The organism is Bradyrhizobium sp. SZCCHNRI20481, assembly GCF_032485055.1.
Taxonomy (GTDB): domain Bacteria; phylum Pseudomonadota; class Alphaproteobacteria; order Rhizobiales; family Xanthobacteraceae; genus Bradyrhizobium.
Genome location: NZ_JAUEUE010000009.1, coordinates 157,148 through 178,708 on the forward strand (window position 1 = coordinate 157,148; position 21,561 = coordinate 178,708).

A 21,561-nucleotide genomic window follows, 5' to 3' on the forward strand; every position below is an offset into this window, starting at 1 on the left:
AGGATCGACACCTCATGCAGCACGTCAAGCACAAGACCGATTGCCGCCTGTGCGGCTCGACCTCGCTCGATCACGTGCTGCCGATTAGGCCGTCCGCGATCGGCGACGCGTTCGTGACGGCGGACCGGCTGAGCGAGCCGCAGGACCTCTACCCGCTCGACTGCTATCTCTGCCTCGACTGCGGGCATCTGCAGAATCTCGACGTCGTCGATCCCGACATCCTGTTTCGCGACTACACCTACCGCACCTCGGTCTCGCTCGGCCTCGTCGAGCACTTCAAGCGTTATGCGCAATCGGTGGTGTCCTCGCTCGCCATTCCCAAGGGCAGCCTGGTCGCCGAGATGGGCAGCAATGACGGCTCGCTGCTCAAGGCGTTCAAGAACGAGGGCATGCGCGTGCAGGGCATCGACCCCGCCCGCGACATCGCGGCGACCGCCACCAAGGAAGGCGTGCCGACGATCCCGGATTTCTTCACCAGCGCGCTGGCGGCCCGCATCAAGTCGGAGCAGGGCGAAGCCAAGCTGTTCTGCGCCAACAACGTGTTTGCGCATATCGACAACATGTCCGACGTCGTGAAGGGCATCCGCCTCTTGCTCGCCGACGACGGCGCCTTCGTTTTCGAGGTCTCCTACATCGTCGACATGATCGACAACATGGTGTTCGACACCATCTACCACGAGCACGTCTCGCATCACGCGCTGATCCCGCTCGAGACCTTCCTGAACCGGCACGACATGACGCTGTTCCATGTCGAGAGGACAGGCACCAAGGGCGGCTCGATCCGGGCCTTTGCGCAGCCGAAATCGACCGGCAAGCGGCCGCGCTCGGCGGAGCTGTCGAAACTGATCGCCGAGGAGGAGCGGCGCGGCGTCACCAAGCCGCAGATCTACCGGGACTGGTTCGTCGCCATCGAAAACTGCAAGCGCAGGGTGCTCGCCACCCTCGACGAGGCCATCGCCGCGGGCAAGCTGGTCGCGGCCTACGGCGCCTCGACCACCACCACCACCCTGCTCTACCATTTCGAGCTGGAGAGCCGGATCAAGTTCATCGTCGACGACAACCAGCTCAAGCACGGCCGCTTCAGCCCGGGCGCCCACATCCCAGTGTTGCCCTCCAGCGAGCTCGCGACGCGAAAGCCCGACATCGTCGTCATCCTCGCCTGGATCTATGCGGACCCGATCCTGAAGCGCAACCAGGCCTACCTGGACGCAGGCGGCCGATTCCTGGTGCCGCTGCCGGAGCCGCGGATCGTCGGCGCCGCGGGCTCGGTCGCGATCTGAGCCGCGGCGGCGGCCTGAGCTGACCGGTTGACAGTGCCCTCGTAACATGGTCCAGCAAGCCCCGGCGATTGGCCGCCGGCGTGGCGGGGGTCCAACCGCATTCGGCTGGTAAGACAAATACTTACGGCTCACGCGAGGTACAAGGATGACCACCCTGACCGATGGACAGGTCGAGCGGTTCGTGGTTGCGGATCGGCGTCGCATCTCCTGGGCGCGCTGCCGCGAGGACATCGCACCTTTCATCACCCGTCACGTCACCTGGCGCGCGCTCGCTGCCGGTGACATCCGATCGAAATACCGCCGTACCATGCTGGGCCCGTGGTGGATCACGGCCACCAACGCGATCACCGCCCTGATCATGGGCACGGTGGCCGGCCGCTTCCTCGGCGCCGACATGAAGACCTACCTGCCCCACTTCATGGTCAGCATGACCATCTGGAGCTTCATCTCGTCCTCGCTCAGCGAAGCCTGTTACACGATGATCAATGCAGGCGGCATGATCAAGGCCGTCGACATGCCGATTCTGATCCATGTCATGCGTATGGTTCAGCGCAATCTGATCATCTTCCTGCACAACATCGCGGTGATCCCGTTCATCTGGCTCGTCTATCCATGGTCGATCGGATTCGGAATGGTCCTGGCCATCCTCGGCCTGATGATCGTCTACGTCTTCGTCGTCAGCGCCTCGGTGATCGTCTCAATGATCTGCGTGCGCTATCGCGACGTGCCGCCGGTCATGGCGGCTGTGCTGCAGCTCTTGTTCTTCGTCTCTCCGATCATCTGGGAACCGTCGAGCATCCGCGGCGGCGAGTTCATCGTCACGCTCAATCCGATCGCCTATCTGTTGGCGGTCACGCGCGGTCCGCTGATGGGCGACGTTCCCGGCCTTGCGACCTGGGCCGGTGCCATTGGATCGGTCGCGGTCCTGACCGCCGCCATGATCTATATCTACACGCGCTATCGGTCGCGCGTCGTGTATTGGGCCTGATATCATGGCCGGGAGCTCTGGATCCGCCTCGAATGACTCTCATTGAAGCCAAGCAAATCGGTATCGAATTTCCGGTCGCGCCGCCGAACGCACGATCATTCCGGCATCTGGCCATCAAGGCGGCCTCACGCGTCGGCGGCCGGGTCTCGAAGAGCGACGGCTCGTTCCAGTTCGTCCAGGCGCTCGACGACATCAGCTTCACCCTGAAGCAGGGCGACCGGCTCGGCCTGATCGGCCACAACGGCGCCGGCAAGACCACGCTGATCCGCGTGCTCGCCGGCATCTACGAGCCCACGCGCGGCTCGTTGCGGGTCGTCGGACGGAACGTTCCGATGTTCGACATCGGTCTCGGCATGGACGAAGAGGCGTCGGGGTATGAGAACATCAGGACTCGCGGCCTGATCCTGGGGCTCTCGCCCGAGGAGATCGAGCAGCGCGTGCCGGAGATCGCCGAATTCGCCGAGCTCGGCGACTATCTGGAGCTGCCGATCAGGACCTATTCCTCAGGTATGCTGCTGCGTCTGGTGTTCTCGATCGCAGCCTCGATTCACGGCGACATCATCCTGATGGACGAGTGGATCGCGGTCGGTGACGCGCAGTTCCGCAAGAAGACCCACGGCCGGCTGCAGGACATCACGATGCGCTCGGGAATCGTCGTGCTCGCCACCCATGATCATGGCCTGCTTCGCGACACCTGCAATCTCGGGCTCTATCTCGATGGCGGCCGCGTGCGGGCCTTCGGCGCCCTGGACGATGTTCTCAAAGAGCTGCCCAAGGTTTGAGCGGCCGGGCTCGACAGCATGCGGCAGGAAGCTCGCTGAACCATGACCACGACGACCGCCCGCGCCGCCTCCCCGACCGTCACGCTGGTCGTCCCGAACTTCAACCACGCCCACTACCTGCCCGAGTCGCTCGGCAGCATCGCGAACCAAACCCGAGCCCCAGACCGCGTCATCATCATCGACGACTGCTCGACGGATGACAGCATCGCGGTCATTTCACGCTTCGTAGCGGACCGGCCGAGCTGGCGGCTGATCCGCCACGACGCCAACCAGGGCGTCGTGCGTGGTCAGAACGAGGCGCTGGCGATCGCGGACACCGAATGGATCGGCTTTCTCGGCGCCGACGACGCGCTGCATCCGGCCTATCTCGAAAAGGCGATGGCGCAGGCGGCCAACCATCCCGAAGCCGGTCTCGTCTTCGCCTGCTGCGAGATCATCGGCCCTCAGGGGCCGTCCGCAAGACGGATGCTGCGGCCGATGATGCTGCCCGCGTCGTCATCGGCGACGCTGGCGCCCGCGGACGTCCGCCGAATCCTGCGGCAGGGCGACAACTACTTCTCCGGCACGACCTCGCTCTATCGCCGCACGGCCTTGCAGGCGCTCGGCGGGTTCGACGTCAAGCTCGGCTCGTTCTCCGATGCCTTTCTCGCCCGGCGGCTGGCCTTGACCTATGGCTGCTACTTCGTCGCCGAGGCGCTCGGCTACTGGCGCATCCACGGCCAGAACTATTCGACGGCGACGGCAACCGATCCGGCGGTGCTCAACGCCAGGCTGGCCGACATCGGCGCACTGATTGCTCAGAGCAAGCTGTTCCCGGAAGGGTATGAGGAGGTCTTCGCGCGGCGCAATCGCTTCGGCGCGGCGCGGATGGTGCTGGACGGCGATACGCCCCCGGCGGCCAGGGCCGCGCGCGTATCCGCATTGATCGACGGCAATGCATTCGACACGTACGTGCTTGGATTGATGTTGAGCTTAGGACGCTTGGGCCATTTGGCTGCGCTGGCCTGGATCACGCTGCGGACGCGGCCGATGTCGTTGACGCGCCTGCTCGCCCAGCACGGGGCGCGACGTCAGATCATCTCCGCAACGCCAGCGTACCGCGCGCCATGACGAAGCGCGCCCCCTTCGGTTCTCTGCGTCATCGCTTTGGCAAGCGGCAGCTGACGTCCCCTCCGACTCCCAGCGTGCCCGCCGCACCGCCCTTGCAGGCGCCACGAAGCCGCTGGTCGCCGCGGACGTGGCTGACGGCATCGGCGTTCCGTCTCTATGCGTTCCTGAGCGCGCGGCGCCGGCAATTGCTGCCGCTGACCACCCGCGCCGCTGACATCGTCGACAGCAGGCTGGTCGTTGCACCGGCCGGCGCGAGATTGCTGCGGCTGATGAACAAGCAGCTCGAACGAGGCACGTTCATCGGCCCGGTTCTGGCGCTGACGACCTCGACCACGCTGGCCGCGGCGGCGCAGGTTCATCTCGCCGCGAGCCGCAAGCCGAGCGCGCTGCGTGCAGTGCGGATCTTGAACCTGATCTTCCGCAGCAACGTGCGCGCGCGGGCCGGTGTGGGCGCGCAGGCCTATTTCACCACCCTGGCGCTGTGCAGCGCCTATGACCGGATCGTGCGCGAGGTGCCACGGGCCGAGACGATCGACAGCTTCGCCATCAATTTCGCGGTCGGCGTCGCTCACATGTATCGCGGCAATCTGCCGGTCGCGGCGCATTTCCTGACAGCGGCTGCGGCTTCGGGCGACGGCAACGCGTTGCGCAAGCTCGGTGCCGTCCATGCCCTGGCGGGCGACCACGTCCAGGCCGCCGCGTGCTTCAAGGCGTCAGTCGCACGCGATCCCCGCTCGGTGATGGCGCACCAGAACTATGCCGGCGGCTATGATCCATCGACCTACACGCCGAGCGCCTGGGAGCTGGAGCATGCCGGCGAGCTCCTGATCTACGACAATCTGATCCAGCTCGGCGAGAACTTCTATCACCAGGGCCGTTACGAGGACACGTTCCGCTGCTATCAGGCCGCGCTCGACCATCAGGACGCCTTGGCGGCCAAATGGTCGATTCCCGACGCGCTGATCCAGCGCATCGCCTCCACCAGCAACATCTTCGATCCCGCGCTTCCGGTCCGGCTGCTCGGCTACGAATGGGTGACGCTGATCGGCCACATCGGCTTCATCGACTGTCATTTGCGCATGGCCGCGCTCGGCATGCTGCCGCGCGCCAACTACGTGCTGCTTGCCCCGCCAAGCAAGGTGGTCAACCAGCCGTTCCTCAGGCTGTTCGCGCCGCATGTCACGATCGTCGAAGACCCCGCTCTCGTCGACGATCTGCTGCCGTATCAGCGTTTGGTCGGCGACCAGTTCATCGCCGTCCGGGGCAAGGACGGCCTGGCCGAGCCATGGGCCCACGCGGCGTCGCGTGCGCAGGTCGCCTGGGCCGAACAGCAGCGCCGGCCGATCGTGAAGGTCCCATCGGAGCTGATGGAAACCGGGGCTGCCAGGCTGCGCGCCGCGGGTGTCACCGCCGACTGGTTCGTCGCGATGCACATCCGCGAGGGCGGCTATCACGGCGACGGGCCCGGCACCACGCGGCAGCATCGCTCCGCCAATGTCGGCGACTACCTCGATGCCATCGCCGCGATCACCGCACGCGGCGGCGCCGTGGTCAGGCTCGGCGATCGCAGCATGACGCCGCTGCGCGGCATGGCCGGCGTGTTCGACTACGCGCACAGCGACATCAAATCGGCGGAGATGGACGTCTATCTCTGCGCCGCCGCTCGTCTGTTCGTCGGCACGACATCGGGCCTGACCACGGCCGTGCAGGCACTGGGAACGCCGATGCTGCTGGTCAACTGCATCTCCAACGACTGCCAGTTCTGGCATGAGCACACCGACTTCACCGTGCGCCCGGTCTACGACCGCCGTACGCGGCGCTATCTGTCGCTACGTGAGACCTATCGTCAGCCCTTGCAGGCGCTGCTGATCGACACAGCCGTGCTGGCGCGTCACGGTTTCGATATCCATCCGAATACCGCGCAGGACATCGCCGCAGCGGTTCGCTACAAGCTCGACTGCCTGGACGAACCAGGCCGGTCGTTGCGCGCAGGAGGGCCCCTGCTCGATCGCTATCGCGCCGCACTCAGCGGCAATCCCTATAACTTTGGTGCTGCATTACCAGTGCCGGATTTTCTCGATCGGCTTCCGGAATTGCTCGGATGAACGCGCGACCGAAGCCCGTTCGATCGACGCCCACATCAGTCGCCACCCGTCGTTTTCCGCACTCTCGCAACGCCCATTAACCTTCGGGCAAGACGATCGGCCTGATAGGTAACGTCGGCACGGTCGCGAATCGCCTCGAGCGAGACTCGGCATTTGCGATCCGTGCTCCGTCGATCCGAACGGCAGGGACTGAGGCAATGCCAGCGTTGTTACAGGGCTCCCCTAACACCGACCCGATCGACGAGGGGGTCGGCCCTCCTCCGTCCAACCCCGTCGAGCTTCCCGAAGAAGCCGTCGAATCCCTGCTCGCGCAAGGCGATTTCGCGGGTATCGGCGCCGTCACCGCGGTGAGCGCCGGCGGACTGACGATCAACCTGCTGTTCGACACGGCGGCGATGAATGCGCCTGCGAGCTTTCGCGCCGGCATTCAGCAGGCCGCCGCGATCCTCACCTCGATGATCTCGGATCGCATCACCGTCAATATCAAGATCGACTATAGCGGCGTCGGCGGCGGCGCGGCGGCCGGTCCTGACGGCGGTCAGTGGATGAGCTACTCCTCCGTCAGGTCCAACCTGATCAACTATGCCAGCCCAGGCGATACCACCTTCAATGCCTTGCCGGCGGGATCCAGCATCCAGGGACAGTCCTACGCCGCGGTGTGGAATTCGCAGCTGAAGCTGTGGGGCGGCCTCGGTGCCAACGATGCGACCACCGACGACGGCAGCGCGACCTTCGCGACCGACATCAACTCAAACCTGCTGGTCGGCGTGGCGCTGCACGAATTGACACACGCGTTCGGCCGCGTGCCCTACGGGCCGCAGCCGGACGTGTTCGATCTGTTCCGCTTCTCCAGCCCGGGCGTCCGGCTGATGACCGGCGGCGCGACGGCGGGGACCGCCTATTTCTCCCTCGACGGCGGCTATACGAAGCTCGCGGATTACGGCCAGTCCTCGGACCCCAGCGACTTCCTGAACAGCGGCGTGCAGGGCGGCAACGATCCGTTCAACGAATTCTACACCTACAGCACGCTGCAGACGTTGACGGCCGTGGATCTCAAGCAGATGGACGCGCTCGGCTTCCATCTCGTTTCCGCAACGCCGGTGACGATCGAGGCGCTGGGATCGACCAGCCTGGTCCAGCTCGGACTGAGCTACTTCCTCAATCCGGTCGGCGGCGGCACCGGACCGCAGATCAAGTTCGGCGGCAGCGTCGTCCAGCCCGGACAATTGGGCGGCTGGACCCCGATCGCGGGCGAGACCAGCGGCAGCGGCTATCAGGTCGCCTGGAAGATGTCGGGTGCGGATCTCTACACGGTGTGGAATGTCGACAGCAGCGGCAACTACACCGGCAACGCCATCGGCGGCGTCTCGGGAGGCACGGCCGCATTCGAGGCGTTCGAGATGTCCTTCCATGAGGACTTGAACGGCGACGGCATGATCGGCATTCCGACGACCGTCATCGAGGCCGTCGGATCGACCAGTCTCGTCCAGGCCGGCAACGGCTATTTCCTCAATCCCGTCGGTGGTGGCACGGGCCCGCAAGTGAAGTTCGGCGGCGCCAATCTGGTGGTCGGTCAGCTCGGCGGCTGGACGCCGATCGCCGCCGACGTCGTGGGCAGCGGCTATCAGATCGCCTGGAAGATGGCCGGCGCCGACCTCTATACCGTTTGGAACACCGACAGCAGCGGCGCCTACACGAGCAATGCGATCGGTGCTGTCAGCGGGACCGACAGCGGCCTGGAAGCGCTCGAGACCAACCTCCACCAGGATCTGAACGGCGACGGCACGATCGGCATTCCGACCACCGTCATCGAAGCGCTGGGATCGACCAGCCTCGTGCAGTCCGGGTCCAGCTACTATCTGAACCCGGTCGGCGGCGGCACAGGTCCCCAGGTCAAGTTCGGCGGCTCTGTTCTCGTGGTCGGTCAGCTCGGCGGCTGGATGCCGATTGCGGCGGACACCGTCGGTGGCGGCTATCAGATCGCCTGGAAGATGACCGGCGCGGACCTCTACACGGTCTGGAACACCGACAGCAGCGGCGCCTATACGAGCAACGCGATCGGCGCCGTCAATGGCACCAACAGCGGGCTGGAAGCGCTGGAGACGAACCTCCATCAGGATCTGAACGGGGATGGCACGATCGGCATCCCCTCGGCCGTGATCGAATCCCTGGGGTCGACGAGCCTGGTGCAATCCGGTTCGACCTACTTCCTCAATCCGGTCGGTGGCGGCACCGGGCCACAGATCGTCTTCGGCGGCAGCGTCGTCACCGCGGGTCAGCTCGGCGGCTGGAACCCGATCGGCGCGGAGAGCTCCGGCGGCGGCTACCTGGTGGCCTGGAAGATGGCGGGCGTCGATCTCTACACGGTCTGGAATACCGACAGCGGCGGCGCTTACGTCAGCAACGCAATCGGCGCCGTCCCGGGCGGCTCGGCAGCGCTGGAGACGCTGGAGACCAGCTTCCATCAGGATCTGAACGGCGACGGCACCATCGGTGTGCCCGCTCACGTCGCGGCGAGCACGCAAGCCCTGACGCTGGCCGGTGACCCGGACGTGGTCCTGACGGTGCCCGGCAGCTTCGGCGGCTATCTGATCGGGTTCGGCAGCAGCGGCGATCAGATCGACCTCAACAGCATCTCCTACAACTCGCTGCGGGCGCAATTCGATGACAGCAGCGGGCTGCTGTCGCTCAGCGACGGCGCGAGCAGCACCTCCCTGCATTTCCTCGGACCGCTGTCGCAGGACAGTTTCCGTTTCACCGAAGACGGCCAGGGCGGCACGATGATCGCCGCGACCGCGGGTCCGGCGAGCGGCCCGGCTCCACAAGCCGTCTCCTTGGCAGGACATGACACCTTCGTCTTCGCCGAGCATTTCGGTGAGGTCAGCATCGCCGACTTCCATCTGGCCAGCGACACGCTCGTCGTCAGCCACAACCTGTTCGCAAGTCAGGCGGCGCTGTTGGCGTCGATTCACGACGATGCGGCCGGCAACGCCGTGATCACCGATGCCGCGCAGGACACGATCACCGTCCAGCACGTCACGACGGCGGACCTGCTGACCCATTTGTCCAGCTTCCACCTGGTCTGATCGGCACGCCAGCAGTCTTCGGGGCGGGCTGACGGGAGCAATCCGACGCAACGCCCTCTCCGATCTCTGCCTCTGTCCGGAGTGGCCCCCCTGCGAAGGCTAGCTTGAACCCGCGGCAATAGCCGTCCTCATGAACACAATCAATGGTTGAACTCGATCGGACAGATCGAACAATGGCGTATGGTCGGAGCCGCCATTCTTCGGTACAATTTTATACAAGATCGAGGGGCATCACTACACGATGCTTCAATTCCATTTCACCTGTCGGCCTCGAGGACAGGATCACCATCGTTGCATGCATGCTTTACGAATCTGGCCGCACCGAAGACATCCCTGACCGTTGGCGTGAAGCTGCCGAGTCCCTCATTTTCGATCCTGCTGCTGGCCGTCATGAGTTGCATGTGCAGCAGCCTGCCGCGGACGTCGCGGACGAACCCAAGCCGGCCTCCACCATCGAGCAGACGCAGCACGGCCCGGCCGAGCAGATCGATCTTGCGGCCCCAGCGCCGACCGCCGATACTCCGAGCGAGACGCCCGGCATCCTCGCGCAAGGCGACGCCGGGGCAACGGTGGTCGCACAGTTCTTGGACGTGAGCGCGCGGGCCCAAACGTCGGCTCAGGAGGCGGCAGAGCCAACGGCTCGGACGGTGGCCGCCGGCTCGACCTGGCAAGTCACCCAGGAGACGTCCGTCGATCCGGCCACACCAGTTGCCGGCAACGTCTCCATCGAACCGGCGCATGCCGGGCAGAGCATCAACTCGAGCGGAGTCGTCCTCTCGATCAGCGTCGAGATATGGTCAAGCGCCAGCGCATCGCTGCAGACATGGTCGCTGAGCGGCCCCGGAAAGGTTGCGACAGCGCACGCCGGACCGAGCGGCGAGCCCGCGCCGTCGCTTCAGGACGCGGTGACGGAAGCCATCGCGTCGGCCGCGAATGGACAGGGTGCGACCAGCGCCCAGGTCGTGCAGGCGCTCGGCGGAAATTCCACCGGCGTGACGGGAGCCGGTCTCAAGATCGGTGTCCTCTCCAGCAGCTTCGACAATCTCGGCGGCGCGACGGCTGACGAAGCCAGCGGAGCCTTGCCCTCCGCTTCCAAGATCCAGATCTTGAAGGACATGCCCTCCGGGGGCAGTGACGAAGGCCGTGCGATGATGCAGATCATCCACGACATCGCGCCCGATGCGAGCCTTGCGTTCTATACGGCGTTCCAGAGCGAGCAGGATTTCGCCAACGGCATCATCGCGCTTGCCAATGCCGGCTGCAAGGTCATCGTCGATGATGTGAGCTACTCCGACGAGCCGTTCTTCCAGAACGGCATTGTCGCCCAGGCCATTCAGACCGTTCAGGCCATGGGCGTGACCTATGTGACGTCAGCCGGCAACAATGGAAGCTCGGCCTATCAGACGTCCTGGACCTCGATCTCCGGCAGCATCGGAGGAATGTACTACGATGGCAATGCGCTGAGCTTCGGCGGCAACATCGCGCAAACCATCACCGTGACCGCGGGCGCCAACCTGCTCGTGCAATGGGACCAGGCTTGGGGTCAAGCCGCGTCGCATCTCTCGGTCAACGTGTACCAGAATGGACAATACCTCGGACACGTTCCCAACAGTTATCAGAATCCGTGGATCGGCCTGCATTTCTCGGTGTCCGGCACCTATCAGATCGTCATTGCGGACGTTTCGGGCCCCACGCCATCGACGATCAAGGAGATCCTGGCTGGCAACGGTGTCCCCGTGTCCATCGCCGGCGCCAATGTCGGAACGGTTTTCGGTCACGCGATGACACCGGGGGTGATCACCGTCGGAGCGGTCAATAGCGCCAATACGCCGGCATTTGGCTATACCCCGGTCTCGGAAAGCTTTTCGTCATCGGGAGCCGGAACCGAGATCCTGTTTGCCAACGACGGCACACGCCTCGCAACGCCGCTTCAGCTCAGCCCTGTCGTGGTCTCCGGCATCGACAACATCGCAACGACGGTCTCGGGTTTCACCGCCTTTTACGGCACGTCTGCAGCCGCCCCCAGCGTTGCTGCGATCGCGGCCTTGATCCTGACGGCCAATTCGACGCTGAGCTACGCCGACGTCTCGGAGATCCTGCAGCAGACCGCCATACCGATGAGCAACCAGGCGGTGGCGGGCGCGGGCCTGGCCCAGATCAATCCTGCCGTCGGTGCGGCGCCCTATTTCGCCAACACCATCGTCGAGGCGCTCGGATCCGTCAGCCTCGCCCAGTACGGCGTGATCTACGATCTCAACACCATCGGGACCAGCATTTCGGTCGCGCTGCGGTTCAACGGCGCCAACGTGGTCGTTCACCAGCTCAGCAACTGGATGCCGATCGGCGTTGAAGCCAATGGAGGCGGCGGCTACGAAGTCGCCTGGAAATTCCAGGGTCAGGATCTCTACACCGTCTGGAGCGTGGACAGCAGCGGCAACTACAACGGCAACGCGATCGGCGCCGTCTCCGGAAGCTCGTCCGCTTTCGAAACGTTCGAGACGTCGTTCAATCAGGATTTGAACGGCGACGGCACGATCGGCGTCGTCACCACGGTCATCGAGACCGTGGGGACCACCAGCCTCGTACAGTCCGGCAACGGCTATTTCCTCAATCCGGTCGCAGGCGGGACAGGTCCGCAGATCAGTTTCAACGGCAGCACTGTCAGCCCCGGACAGCTCGGCGGGTGGACACCGATCGCTGCGGAGGCCGTCGGCAGCGGCTATCAGATCGCCTGGAAGATGGCCGGCAGCGACCTCTACACGGTCTGGAACGTCGACAGCAGCGGCAACTACACCGGCAATGCCATTGGCGCAGTGAATGGGACCAGCAGCGCGCTCGAGGCGCTGGAGCTGAACTTTCACCAGGACCTGAACGGCGACGGCATGATCGGCATTCCGAGCACGGTCATCGAGGCCGCGGGATCGACAAGCCTGGTGCTGGCCGGGTCGAGCTATTTCCTCAATCCCGTCGGCGGCGGCACCGGCCCGCAGATCATGTTCGGCGGCAGCATCGTGACCGTCGGTCAGCTCGGCGGCTGGGCGCCGATCGCCGCGGAGACGTCCGGCAGCGGCTATGAGATCGCCTGGAAAATGGCGGGCGCCGATCTTTACACCGTCTGGAACACCGACAGCAGCGGCAACTATACCGGCAACGTCATCGGTGCGGTTGCGGGAAGCTCCGCATCCCTGGAAGCGCTGGAGCCCAGCTTCCACCAGGATCTGAACGGCGACGGCACCATAGGCGCCCCGAGCGTGACACCGGGCGGCAGCGTGATCGAAGCGCTAGGGTCGACCAGCCTGTCGCTGTCGGGCACGACCTACCTGATGGCGCCGGTGTCGGGAGGTACCGCAACGCAGGTCATGTTCGGCGGCAACGTCATCGTTGCCGGCCAGCTCAGCGGCTGGGCGGCGATCGCTGCGGAGGCCTCGGGCAGCGGCTATCAGGTCGCCTGGAAGATGAACGGCTCCGACCTCTACACGGTCTGGAACACCGATAGCAGCGGCAACTACACCGGCAATGCCATCGGCGCCGTTTCCGGCAGCTCGTCGTCCCTGGAAGCCCTCGAGAGCAGCTTCCATCAGGACCTGAATGGCGACGGCACGATCGGGATCCCGACCATCAGCTCGGTGACGGCTAGCGCACAGGCGGCCACGACGTCGGGCGCGGTCGACCTGGTCCTCGCCGCGCCATCCTTCAGCGGCAATCTCATTGGATTCGGCGGCACGGCCGCTCAGATCGATCTCAAGAGCATCGCATTCACGTCGCTTCAGATGCATTTCGACGAGACGAGCGGAATGCTGTCGCTGAGCGATGGAACGAACAGCGCGTCGCTGCATTTCGTCGGCCCGCTGTCGCAGGACAACTTCCACTTCGCCACTGACGGCCAGGATGGCACTTTGATCTCCGGCACTTTGATCTCGGGCGTGGCAGCGTCAGCAGGCGGCACGGCATCCCAATCGGTGTCGCTGCAGGGTCACGACACCTTCGTGTTCGCCGAGCACTTCGGTCAGGTGAGCATTTCCGACTTCGCGGTCGGCACCGACAAGATCGCGTTCAGCCAGAGCATCTTCGCAGACCCGTCCGCATTGCAGGCCGCCATCCACGACGACGCGGCGGGCAACGCCGTCATCACCGATGCGGTACTGGACACCATCACGATTCAGCACGTGTCGACGGCCGAGCTGCTGTCTCACCTGTCGAGCTTCCATCTGGTCTGAGGACCGGCGGCATTCGAGGCGTCGTCTCCGCCGTTCAGGGTCGAAGGGTGCCCGGCAGGCGTTTTTCCGCCCGTCACAGGACAGATAACGGCTCGCGCCGGGGCCGGTCTTGGCCTATACGGCGCCGAGACCGCCCGAGATCGTGAGTTTGATGCCCTCGCCCCGCTTCCCTTCGCCGCGCCGCCTGCTCTACGTGGCCAACGAGGATTACGCCTTCCTGATGCATCGCCTGCCGATGGCGCGCGCAGCGCGCGACGCCGGCTACGAGGTGCATGTCGCGACCAATGTCAATGCCGGTGCCGCCGCGATCACCGCCGAGCGCTTCATGCTGCATCCGATCCCATTCCAGCGCGGCGGGCTGTCGCCGTCATCAGCCCTGCCCACGATCCGCGCGATCCGCGCCGTCGAGGCTGCGATCAGCCCCGACGTGGTGCATCATTCCGGGTTGCAATCGAGCGTGCTCGGATCGCTCGCCGCGCTCGGACGCACCACTCCGGTCGTCAACGCCATGACCGGCCTCGGCTATGTGTTCACGTCGGCGAGCTGGCGCTCGCGTCTGCTCAAGCAGGGCCTGCTGTGGCTGCTGCCGCGGCTGATGAACCGGGCACCGAGCTGCGTGCTGGTGCAGAATCCGGATGATCGCGAGGCGCTTCAAGCCATGGGCGTCCGGGGCGACAAGATCACGCTGATCCCGGGCTCGGGCGTCGACACCGATCGCTTCCAGCCGCTGCCGGAGCCGGACGGACCGATCACCTTCGGCTTCGCAGGAAGGCTGCTGACCGACAAGGGCGTCCGCGCCCTGGTCGCTGCGCACCGCATGCTGCGCCAGCAGGGCCGCGACGACCAGTTGCTGATCGCCGGCTCGCCTGATCCGGCCAATCCTGCCTCGGTCTCGGCCGAGGAGGTCGAGGCCTGGCGGAAGGAACCCGGCATCACCCTGCTCGGCCAGATCAAGGACATCACCGAGCTCTGGCGCCGCTGCCACGTCGCCGTGCTGCCGTCGCATCGCGAAGGACTTCCGGTCAGCCTGCTGGAGGCCGCCGCCTGCGCCCGGCCGCTGATCTCCACCAATGCACCCGGCTGCCGCGAGATCGCGATCCACGGCCAGACCGGCCTCTCCGTGCCGGTCGAGGACGCGCCCGCGCTGGCGCAGGCCATGGCGCAGCTGGCGACCTCGCCCGAGCTGCGCGCCGGCTATGGCGCGGCGGCCCGTCAACTGGTCGAGGACAAGCTCTCGGCCAGGATCATCGGCCGCTCGGTGGTCGCGCTCTATGACCGCCTCACCTCGGCGCCGGACGCGCGCGGATGATCGTCCATCCAGCCGCAATTCTCGTCACCATTGCCGTGCTCGCGGCCGCAATGTGCGGTGTGCTGATCGTGCTGCTGCGCCCGGTGCTGCAGCGCTACGCGCTGGCGCGGCCCAACGCGCGCTCCTCACACAAGATCCCGACGCCCCAGGGTGCCGGCATTGCCGTCGTCGGCGCAACGCTTGTGGTCGGCGGCGCCTTTGCATCCGTGACGGGCTTTGCACCGCTGCTCATGCTGTTCATCGCGGCACCGATGCTGGCGCTGGTCGGCCTGGTCGACGACATCAGGCCGATTCCCGTGCTGCCGCGGTTCGTCCTGCAGGGGCTTGCCGTCGGCCTGGTGGTCTTCACCGCGCCGGACGATCTCAGACTCTTTCAGATCCCGCTGGCGATCGAGCGCACGCTGCTGCTGATCGCTGGCCTCTGGTTCGTCAACCTGGTCAACTTCATGGACGGTCTCGACCTGATGACCGTGGCCGAGGCCGCGCCGATCACGGCGACTCTCGCCCTGTTCGGCGTGTCCGGATTGCTGCCGTGGCCGGCAACGGCGATCGCCGCCGCACTTAGCGGCGCCATGCTGGGCTTCGCGCCATTCAACCGTCCCGTGGCGAAGGTCTTTCTTGGCGACGTCGGCAGCCTGCCGATCGGGCTGCTGCTCGGCTGGGGCCTGCTCCATCTTGCCTGGCAGGGCTACGTCGCGGCGGCGCTGCTGCTGCCGCTCTATTATCTGATCGATGCCACCTTCACCCTGTTGCGGCGGATGGCACGGCGCGAGTCATTCTGGGCGGCGCACCGCACGCATTTCTATCAACAGGCCACCGATAACGGCTTCACCGTCTCGCGCGTCGTCAGCGAGGTGTTCATCCTCAATGTCGTGCTTGCGACGCTCGCAGCCATCTCGGTCGCGCAGCGTTCCATGACGGCCGACGCCATCCTGCTCGTCTTCGGTCTCGGCGCCGTCACCTGGGTGCTGAGCCGCTTCTCGCGGCGGCGCCATTGAAGACTCAGGCCGCGCTCGAGCCGAATTCCGGCACCGCATCCTTCAGCACCGACTTGATCGTCACCGGATCATTGCGCGCGATCGCCTGATCGAGCGCCGCGATCCATGCCTTCAGCGTCTGCATCGGAGGCTCGTTCGGGGTCGCCGCCATGACGCCGGCGACGCCGATCTCGACCGGCGGCTCCTCGCTCGCGAACAGGATCTCGTTCAGGCGCTCGCCGGGCCGGATGCCCGTGAACACGATCTCGACGTCGTAGCCGGGCTGCAGGCCGGACAGGCGAATCATGCGCTCGGCCAGATCGACGATGCGGACGGGCTGGCCCATGTTCAACACATAGACCGAGACATCCGGGCGCTGCGGCGCCAGCGCATGCGAGGCCGCCGTGATCACGAGATCGCAGGCCTCGCGGATGGTCATGAAGTAGCGCACCATGTCCGGGTGCGTCACCGTGACGGGGCCGCCCGCCTCGATCTGCGCCTTGAACTTCGGCACCACCGAGCCGTTGGACGCCAGCACGTTGCCGAATCGCACCGAGATCAGCCGCATCGGCGGCCGTCCCGTCGGCCGGTCGGCGAGCTGGCGATCCAGCGCCTGGCAGTACATTTCGGCGAAGCGCTTGGTGAGACCGAGCATCGACACCGGCTCGATCGCCTTGTCGGTCGAGATCATCACCATGGCCTCGGCCCCTGAGGCCACCGCGGCATCGGCCACGTTGATGGAGCCGAAGATGTTGGTCTTGACGCCCTCGCTCCAGTCGCGCTCGAGGATCGGCACGTGTTTCAGCGCCGCCGCGTGGAAGACCAGATCCGGCTTGAACTCGCCGATCAGCGCGAACACCCGGTCGCGATCGCGGATGTCGGCGATGCGCCCCTCGACGGCGACGTTCGCCTCGGGATCGGCGGCGAGCGCCTCGGTGATCGCATAGAGCGCCGGCTCGGAATTCTCCAGAATGAGCAGCCGCGCCGCGCCGAATGCCACGACGCGCTGGCAGATCTCGGCGCCGATCGAGCCGCCGCCGCCGGTCACCACGACGGTTTTGCCACGCACCAGCGCTTCCAGCCGGCCGTAGTCGATCTTCTCGCTCGGCCGCAGCAAGAGGTCCTCGACCGCGACCGGCGCGAGCCTTGGCGCATCGCCACTCTCCAGCGACGGCAGGCGGCTCACGATCAGGCGCAACCGGCGCGCCCGCATCAGGAAGGTCTCCGGATGACAGTCCGGATCGAACGCGGTCGGCATCATCAGGGCGCGCGCGATCGGCCGATCGCGACGGGCAAAGTCGGCGGCGACGTCCTCGACATCATCGATCCCGCCCAGCACCGGCACGCCGCGGATCAACTGCCCCCGGTCGGCGGTCGACGGCGAGAGAATGCCGATCGGCCAGATGCGCTTGACCGCGCCGCTCTCGATGCCGCGCAGCACGACCTCGGCGTCGGCCGCACGGCCGATCAGGAGCGCGGGGGCGGCGTCCTCGGACCGAGCGTGCCGTCGCACCCGCGTATAGCGGAAGTAGCGATAGGCGAAACGCAGCGCGCTCAGCGCAAAGATCTCCAGGAACCAATAGAGAATGATCGTGAGCTTGCCGAAGAAGAAGGTGCCGCGGACGTTCGGCGCGACGATGATGTAGTCGAGCACCAGCAGCGCCAGCGTCAACACGGTCGCGACGCGGACGATGTTCAGCGCGTCCGGCAGCGAGATGAACCGCCACTTCGTCGTCAGAAGGTTCGAGAAGTAGAAGACGACGAAGCTGAAGGCGATGAAGTACGGCAGGATCTGCAAGAGCAGCGGCACCCGCTCCCAGAAGGTGCTGGCGCCTTCGAAGCGGATATAGAACGCCGCGAACAGCGCGACGACGCTGACCAGGAGGTCATGCGCGGCGATCAGCAAGTTTCGGGAGGTGAGTTGCGAGAGGCGCGTCATGCTGTGACGGGCTCCGCATCGGGCTTTATCCTCGATCGCAGCACCATGCCGCCGGCCACGCCGACGCCGATGACATACATCCACCCCTCGTGGAAATCGAAGATGTGGGAATTGAACAGCGAGGTGAAGATGTTCTGCACGACCACGAGAAGTCCGATCCAGGGCGCCAGCCCGTCACCGCGGAACAGCAGGAGGTGCACGGCCCACATCGCGTAGAGAATGACGATCCCGAACGCTCCCCATTGGACCGCGACGTAGAGCGTCTGATTGTGCGGATTGCCGACGACCTGGCTCGAGGAGAGGTCGCGCGACCCGCTCGCGGCCAGCTCGAACAAGTGACGCGTCGAGCCCGAGCCGTGTCCGATCAGCGGCGCGTCGGCCAGGAACCGCAACGACTTGCGCCAGAATTCGAGCCGCTCGCCGATCGACGTGACGGCGCGATCGTTCCTGTAGTCCTGATATTGGCTCGTGAACGTCGCCACCTTGCCCTGCAATTGCGGGGACACGGTCCATGCAGCGAGACCCAGCGCAAGGGCACCGGCCGCGATCAGCAGGTTGGCGCGCCATTTCAAGTGGATCAGCCCGAACACCGCAAGCAGGATCGGGATCGTCACCAGCGCGGTACGCGAGACAACGATGAAGATCATGTTGGCGAGGAACGCGATCATGATCGCGGTGAGCAGGCCGGCCGGAAGGAAGCGGCGGGCGCGCAGCAACTGGGCGATCGGATAGGCCAGCGCCACGGCGCAGAGCGAGAACTCCTGGCCCTGGTCGATGTAGTTCTTCACGAAGATGCCGCGATCGGCATTGGCCTTGAGCGCGAGCGCAGGATTGAACGCGACCGCGGTCGACACCACGACCATCAGCACGCAGGAGGCGAGAAACGCGGCGAAGACCCACAGCCCGCGCTCCGACCGCTGGAAATGGTAGAGCAGCGCGGGCAGCACCAGAAGCTTCGCCGCCGGTCCCACCGCGTAGAGCCGTGCGCCCCACGCCACGTCCGACCACAGCGTTCCGACCAGCGCCAACAGGAACAGCGCGATCGGCGCCAGCGAGGTCGGCCGCTTCAGGACCTGCAGCAGACGCTCGACGTCGAGAAACGGCAGCATCGTGATCAGCATGACCACGCCCAGGATCGACACCAGCGACGTCGACCACGGCAGCGACGCCGCGAGCAAGATCGCCACGACATCGACCGTCGTCCGCCACGCCGCCGGATCGCGCCAGCGGCGCGCCAGCAGCGCTGGGCCGGGATGACCTGCGAGCGTGCTCATTGCGCCTCGCTCCGGGCGCGATCGACCAGCGCGGTCGTGCTGTGCCCTTTCAGGATGTCGATCAGAATCACCTCGCCGCCGGCGGCTTCGACGACCTCGTGCCCCACCACCTGTTCGCGCGTATAGTCGCCGCCCTTGACCAGCACGCTTGGCCGGACCAGCTCGATCAAGCGGAGCGGCGTGTCCTCCGCGAAGATGGCGACGACATCAACCGCCTCGAGCGCGGCCAGCACCTCGGCGCGCGCGCGCTCGTCCTGCACGGGGCGGCTCTCGCCCTTCAGTCGCTTGACAGAGGCATCGCTGTTCAGCCCGACCACGAGACGGTCGCAGGCGGCGCGCGCCGCGGTCAGCACCTTGACATGGCCAGGATGCAGAATGTCGAAGCAGCCATTGGTAAAGCCGACGCGCAGGCCCTCTCCCCGCCAGACCTCGACCCGGGCGGCGAGTTCGTCATCGCTCTCGATGATCTTCTCCTCAGCGGCACGATAGGCATGCGGCAGGATATTTCGGCGCAGTTCGGCCGATGTCACGCTGGCGGTGCCCTGCTTGCTGACGGCCACCGCCGCTGCGGCGCTCGCCATCCGCAACGCATCCGCCCAGACGGCGCCGGCCGCGAGCGTCGCGGCAAGCACGGCAACAACCGTGTCGCCGGCGCCGGAGACGTCGCGCACCTTCACGGGATAGGCCGGCACGTGAATCGGATCGCCCTCGCGCGGTACCAGCGTCATGCCGCGCTCGCTCTGCGTCACCAGAATTGCCTCGCAGTCGGCGAGATAGATCGCATCCTGCGCGGCCGCGGCGATCTCGTGCTCGGTTTCGGCCCGGCTGCGGGTCGCTTCCGAAAACTCCTTGCGGTTCGGCGTCAGCACGCTCGCGCCGCGATAGATCGCGAGATTTGCGCTCTTGGGATCGACGATCACGCGCTTGCCGGCCTTGCGGGTCGCGTCGATCACGTTGCGCAGGACGCGCGCGGTGAGCACGCCCTTGGCGTAGTCCGACAGCAGCACGATGTCGGCCCGCGCAATCAGCGGCAGGATGGCCTCGATCAGCTTCTGCTCGACCTCGCCGATCGCCGGTGAGGCGCGCTCCCAGTCGGCGCGCAGCATGTGGGTGGAGAAATGCTCGGAGACGAAACGCACCTTGCGCGTCGTCGGCCGCGAGGGATCGCGCACAAGCACGCTCTCGATGCCGCCCTCCTTGGCGAGCTCGGCCTCCAGCTGGTCGCCGGCCGCATCCTGCCCGACGAGGCCGACGAAGATGCAGCGGGCGCCGAGCGCGGCGATGTTGCGCGCAACGTTGCCGGCGCCGCCGATGTTGATCTCACTGCGCTGAACCGCGATGACAGGTGCCGGCGCCTCGGGGGAAATCCGCGACACCTCGCCGTAGACGAACTCATCCAGCATGAGGTCGCCGATGCACAGCACCGTCTGGCGGGCGATCGCTTGCGAGAGATCGTCAAAGTCGAACATCAGCGGCAGTCTCGGTGAGTGGTCAGAACCAGATCGTCTAGCGGAAGCGGTCGGCGGAATCGAGATAGTCTCGGACATAGCCAGCGACCGCGTCCTCGAGCGACGTGAAGCCGCCGTTGTAGCCGGCGGCCAACAGCCGGTCGACCTTGCTCTGGGTGAAATACTGGTAGCTGCCGCGAATCGCTTCTGGCATGTCGATGTACTCGATCCGGGGCGTCGCACCGAGCGTGGTATAGGCCGCCAGCATCATGTCCTTGAAGCTGCGCGCCTGTCCCGTGCCGACGTTGAACAGGCCCGAGACGGTGGGAGAGGCCAACAGCCACAGCATCACGCGGACGACGTCGTCGACGTAGATGAAGTCGCGGCGCTGGTCGCCATCGGCGATGCCTTCACGGTGCGACTTGAACAGTTGCAGGGTGTGCCCGGCCTTGATGTCGTCGAAGCGGCGGGTCAGCACGCTCATCATCGATCCCTTGTGGTATTCGTTGGGACCGAACACGTTGAAGAACTTGAGCCCGGCATATTGTGGCGGCAGCCTTTCGCCGCGCTCGGCGCGCGCAGCGACCGCCATGTCGAACAGATGCTTGCTCCAGCCATAGAGATTCATCGGCCGCAACGTCTTCAGCGCCGCCAGCGACGGCTCATCGACGAAGCCCTGCGCGCCGTCGCCATAGGTCGCCGCCGACGAGGCGTAGATGAACGGCGTGGAACTTTCGGTGCACCAGTCGAGCAGGCGCAGCGAACTCCGGAAATTTTGCTCCATCACGAGGTCGCCGTCGGTGACCGTCGTGGCGGAAATGGCGCCCATGTGCAGGACGGCGTCGAGCCGACGGCCCCTTAGCCATTCGCCCAGATCGGATGGCGGCACGACGTCCGCCAGCTGCCGCTTGGCGAGGTTGCGCCACTTGCCCTCGCTGCCGAGCGTGTCGCAGACGACGACATCCGTGCGTCCCGCGTTGTTCAACGCCGCAACCAGATTCGATCCGATAAACCCGGCGCCGCCGGTCACCAGCAACATTCAGCAA

The 21,561-nt window shown here is 65.7% G+C and carries 13 protein-coding genes; 9 read left to right on the plus strand and 4 right to left on the minus strand.

The features are described from left to right. Positions 1 to 14: 14 nt before the first annotated feature. The 9 genes from QX132_RS16565 (at position 15) to QX132_RS16605 (ending at position 15,875) form a co-directional block, all read left to right on the plus strand. On the plus strand, positions 15 to 1,280 hold the full coding sequence (locus tag QX132_RS16565; protein WP_315813008.1) for a class I SAM-dependent methyltransferase: 1,266 nt from the start codon (positions 15 to 17) through the stop codon (positions 1,278 to 1,280). 145 nt (positions 1,281 to 1,425) lie between these two features. Then, entirely contained in the window at positions 1,426 to 2,268 is an 843-nt protein-coding gene (locus QX132_RS16570; RefSeq protein ID WP_315738922.1) for an ABC transporter permease, read from the plus strand. A gap of 32 nt (positions 2,269 to 2,300) precedes the next feature. Continuing rightward, positions 2,301 to 3,050 carry an ABC transporter ATP-binding protein gene (locus QX132_RS16575; RefSeq protein ID WP_315738923.1) on the plus strand — a complete coding sequence of 250 codons (750 nt, stop codon included), beginning with the start codon at positions 2,301 to 2,303 and terminating at the stop codon, positions 3,048 to 3,050. A gap of 42 nt (positions 3,051 to 3,092) precedes the next feature. Continuing rightward, entirely contained in the window at positions 3,093 to 4,160 is a 1,068-nt protein-coding gene (locus QX132_RS16580; protein WP_316161986.1) for a glycosyltransferase family A protein, read from the plus strand. After that, entirely contained in the window at positions 4,157 to 6,265 is a 2,109-nt protein-coding gene (locus tag QX132_RS16585; protein WP_316161988.1) for a TIGR04372 family glycosyltransferase, read from the plus strand. Before QX132_RS16580 ends, QX132_RS16585 begins: the two co-directional genes overlap by 4 nt. A 197-nt stretch (positions 6,266 to 6,462) precedes the next feature. Then, positions 6,463 to 9,351, plus strand: coding sequence for an NF038122 family metalloprotease (locus QX132_RS16590; RefSeq protein WP_316161990.1), 2,889 nt, complete (start codon positions 6,463 to 6,465; stop codon positions 9,349 to 9,351). A 299-nt stretch (positions 9,352 to 9,650) separates the two neighbouring features. Beyond that, positions 9,651 to 13,568: a S8 family serine peptidase gene (locus QX132_RS16595; protein ID WP_410052867.1), complete on the plus strand. Its 3,918-nt coding sequence runs from the start codon at positions 9,651 to 9,653 to the stop codon at positions 13,566 to 13,568. A 151-nt stretch (positions 13,569 to 13,719) separates the two neighbouring features. Next, positions 13,720 to 14,877, plus strand: coding sequence for a glycosyltransferase family 4 protein (locus tag QX132_RS16600; RefSeq protein ID WP_316161994.1), 1,158 nt, complete (start codon positions 13,720 to 13,722; stop codon positions 14,875 to 14,877). Continuing rightward, on the plus strand, positions 14,874 to 15,875 hold the full coding sequence (locus QX132_RS16605; protein ID WP_316161996.1) for a glycosyl transferase: 1,002 nt from the start codon (positions 14,874 to 14,876) through the stop codon (positions 15,873 to 15,875). Before QX132_RS16600 ends, QX132_RS16605 begins: the two co-directional genes overlap by 4 nt. Before the next feature lie 4 nt (positions 15,876 to 15,879). Here the strand turns inward: QX132_RS16605 and QX132_RS16610 are convergent, their stop codons facing one another. The 4 genes from QX132_RS16610 to rfaD are packed head-to-tail and all read right to left on the minus strand — an operon-like array spanning position 15,880 to position 21,554. Beyond that, positions 15,880 to 17,793, minus strand: coding sequence for a nucleoside-diphosphate sugar epimerase/dehydratase (locus QX132_RS16610; protein ID WP_315759118.1), 1,914 nt, complete (start codon positions 17,791 to 17,793; stop codon positions 15,880 to 15,882). After that, positions 17,790 to 19,067, minus strand: a complete 1,278-nt coding sequence (locus QX132_RS16615) for an O-antigen ligase family protein (RefSeq protein WP_316161997.1) — start codon at positions 19,065 to 19,067, stop codon at positions 17,790 to 17,792. The genes QX132_RS16610 and QX132_RS16615 overlap by 4 nt, the downstream gene beginning before the upstream one ends. Further along, positions 19,064 to 20,536, minus strand: a complete 1,473-nt coding sequence (gene rfaE1, locus QX132_RS16620) for a D-glycero-beta-D-manno-heptose-7-phosphate kinase (protein WP_316161999.1) — start codon at positions 20,534 to 20,536, stop codon at positions 19,064 to 19,066. The genes QX132_RS16615 and rfaE1 overlap by 4 nt, the downstream gene beginning before the upstream one ends. 37 nt (positions 20,537 to 20,573) lie before the next feature. After that, positions 20,574 to 21,554 carry an ADP-glyceromanno-heptose 6-epimerase gene (gene rfaD / locus QX132_RS16625; RefSeq protein WP_316162001.1) on the minus strand — a complete coding sequence of 327 codons (981 nt, stop codon included), beginning with the start codon at positions 21,552 to 21,554 and terminating at the stop codon, positions 20,574 to 20,576. Between the last annotated feature and the right edge of the window lie 7 nt (positions 21,555 to 21,561).

Bases quoted from the DNA above. Each gene is read 5' to 3' on its own strand.
- QX132_RS16585 (WP_316161988.1), top strand. From the start codon at position 4,157: ATGACGAAGCGCGCCCCCTTCGGTTCTCTGCGTCATCGCTTTGGCAAG.
- QX132_RS16580 (WP_316161986.1), top strand. From the start codon at position 3,093: ATGACCACGACGACCGCCCGCGCCGCCTCCCCGACCGTCACGCTGGTC.
- QX132_RS16615 (WP_316161997.1), bottom strand. From the start codon at position 19,067: ATGAGCACGCTCGCAGGTCATCCCGGCCCAGCGCTGCTGGCGCGCCGC.
- rfaE1 (WP_316161999.1), bottom strand. From the start codon at position 20,536: ATGTTCGACTTTGACGATCTCTCGCAAGCGATCGCCCGCCAGACGGTG.
- QX132_RS16570 (WP_315738922.1), top strand. From the start codon at position 1,426: ATGACCACCCTGACCGATGGACAGGTCGAGCGGTTCGTGGTTGCGGAT.
- rfaD (WP_316162001.1), bottom strand. From the start codon at position 21,554: ATGTTGCTGGTGACCGGCGGCGCCGGGTTTATCGGATCGAATCTGGTT.
- QX132_RS16605 (WP_316161996.1), top strand. From the start codon at position 14,874: ATGATCGTCCATCCAGCCGCAATTCTCGTCACCATTGCCGTGCTCGCG.
- QX132_RS16595 (WP_410052867.1), top strand. From the start codon at position 9,651: ATGCTTTACGAATCTGGCCGCACCGAAGACATCCCTGACCGTTGGCGT.
- QX132_RS16610 (WP_315759118.1), bottom strand. From the start codon at position 17,793: ATGACGCGCCTCTCGCAACTCACCTCCCGAAACTTGCTGATCGCCGCG.
- QX132_RS16600 (WP_316161994.1), top strand. From the start codon at position 13,720: ATGCCCTCGCCCCGCTTCCCTTCGCCGCGCCGCCTGCTCTACGTGGCC.
- QX132_RS16575 (WP_315738923.1), top strand. From the start codon at position 2,301: ATGACTCTCATTGAAGCCAAGCAAATCGGTATCGAATTTCCGGTCGCG.
- QX132_RS16590 (WP_316161990.1), top strand. From the start codon at position 6,463: ATGCCAGCGTTGTTACAGGGCTCCCCTAACACCGACCCGATCGACGAG.
- QX132_RS16565 (WP_315813008.1), top strand. From the start codon at position 15: ATGCAGCACGTCAAGCACAAGACCGATTGCCGCCTGTGCGGCTCGACC.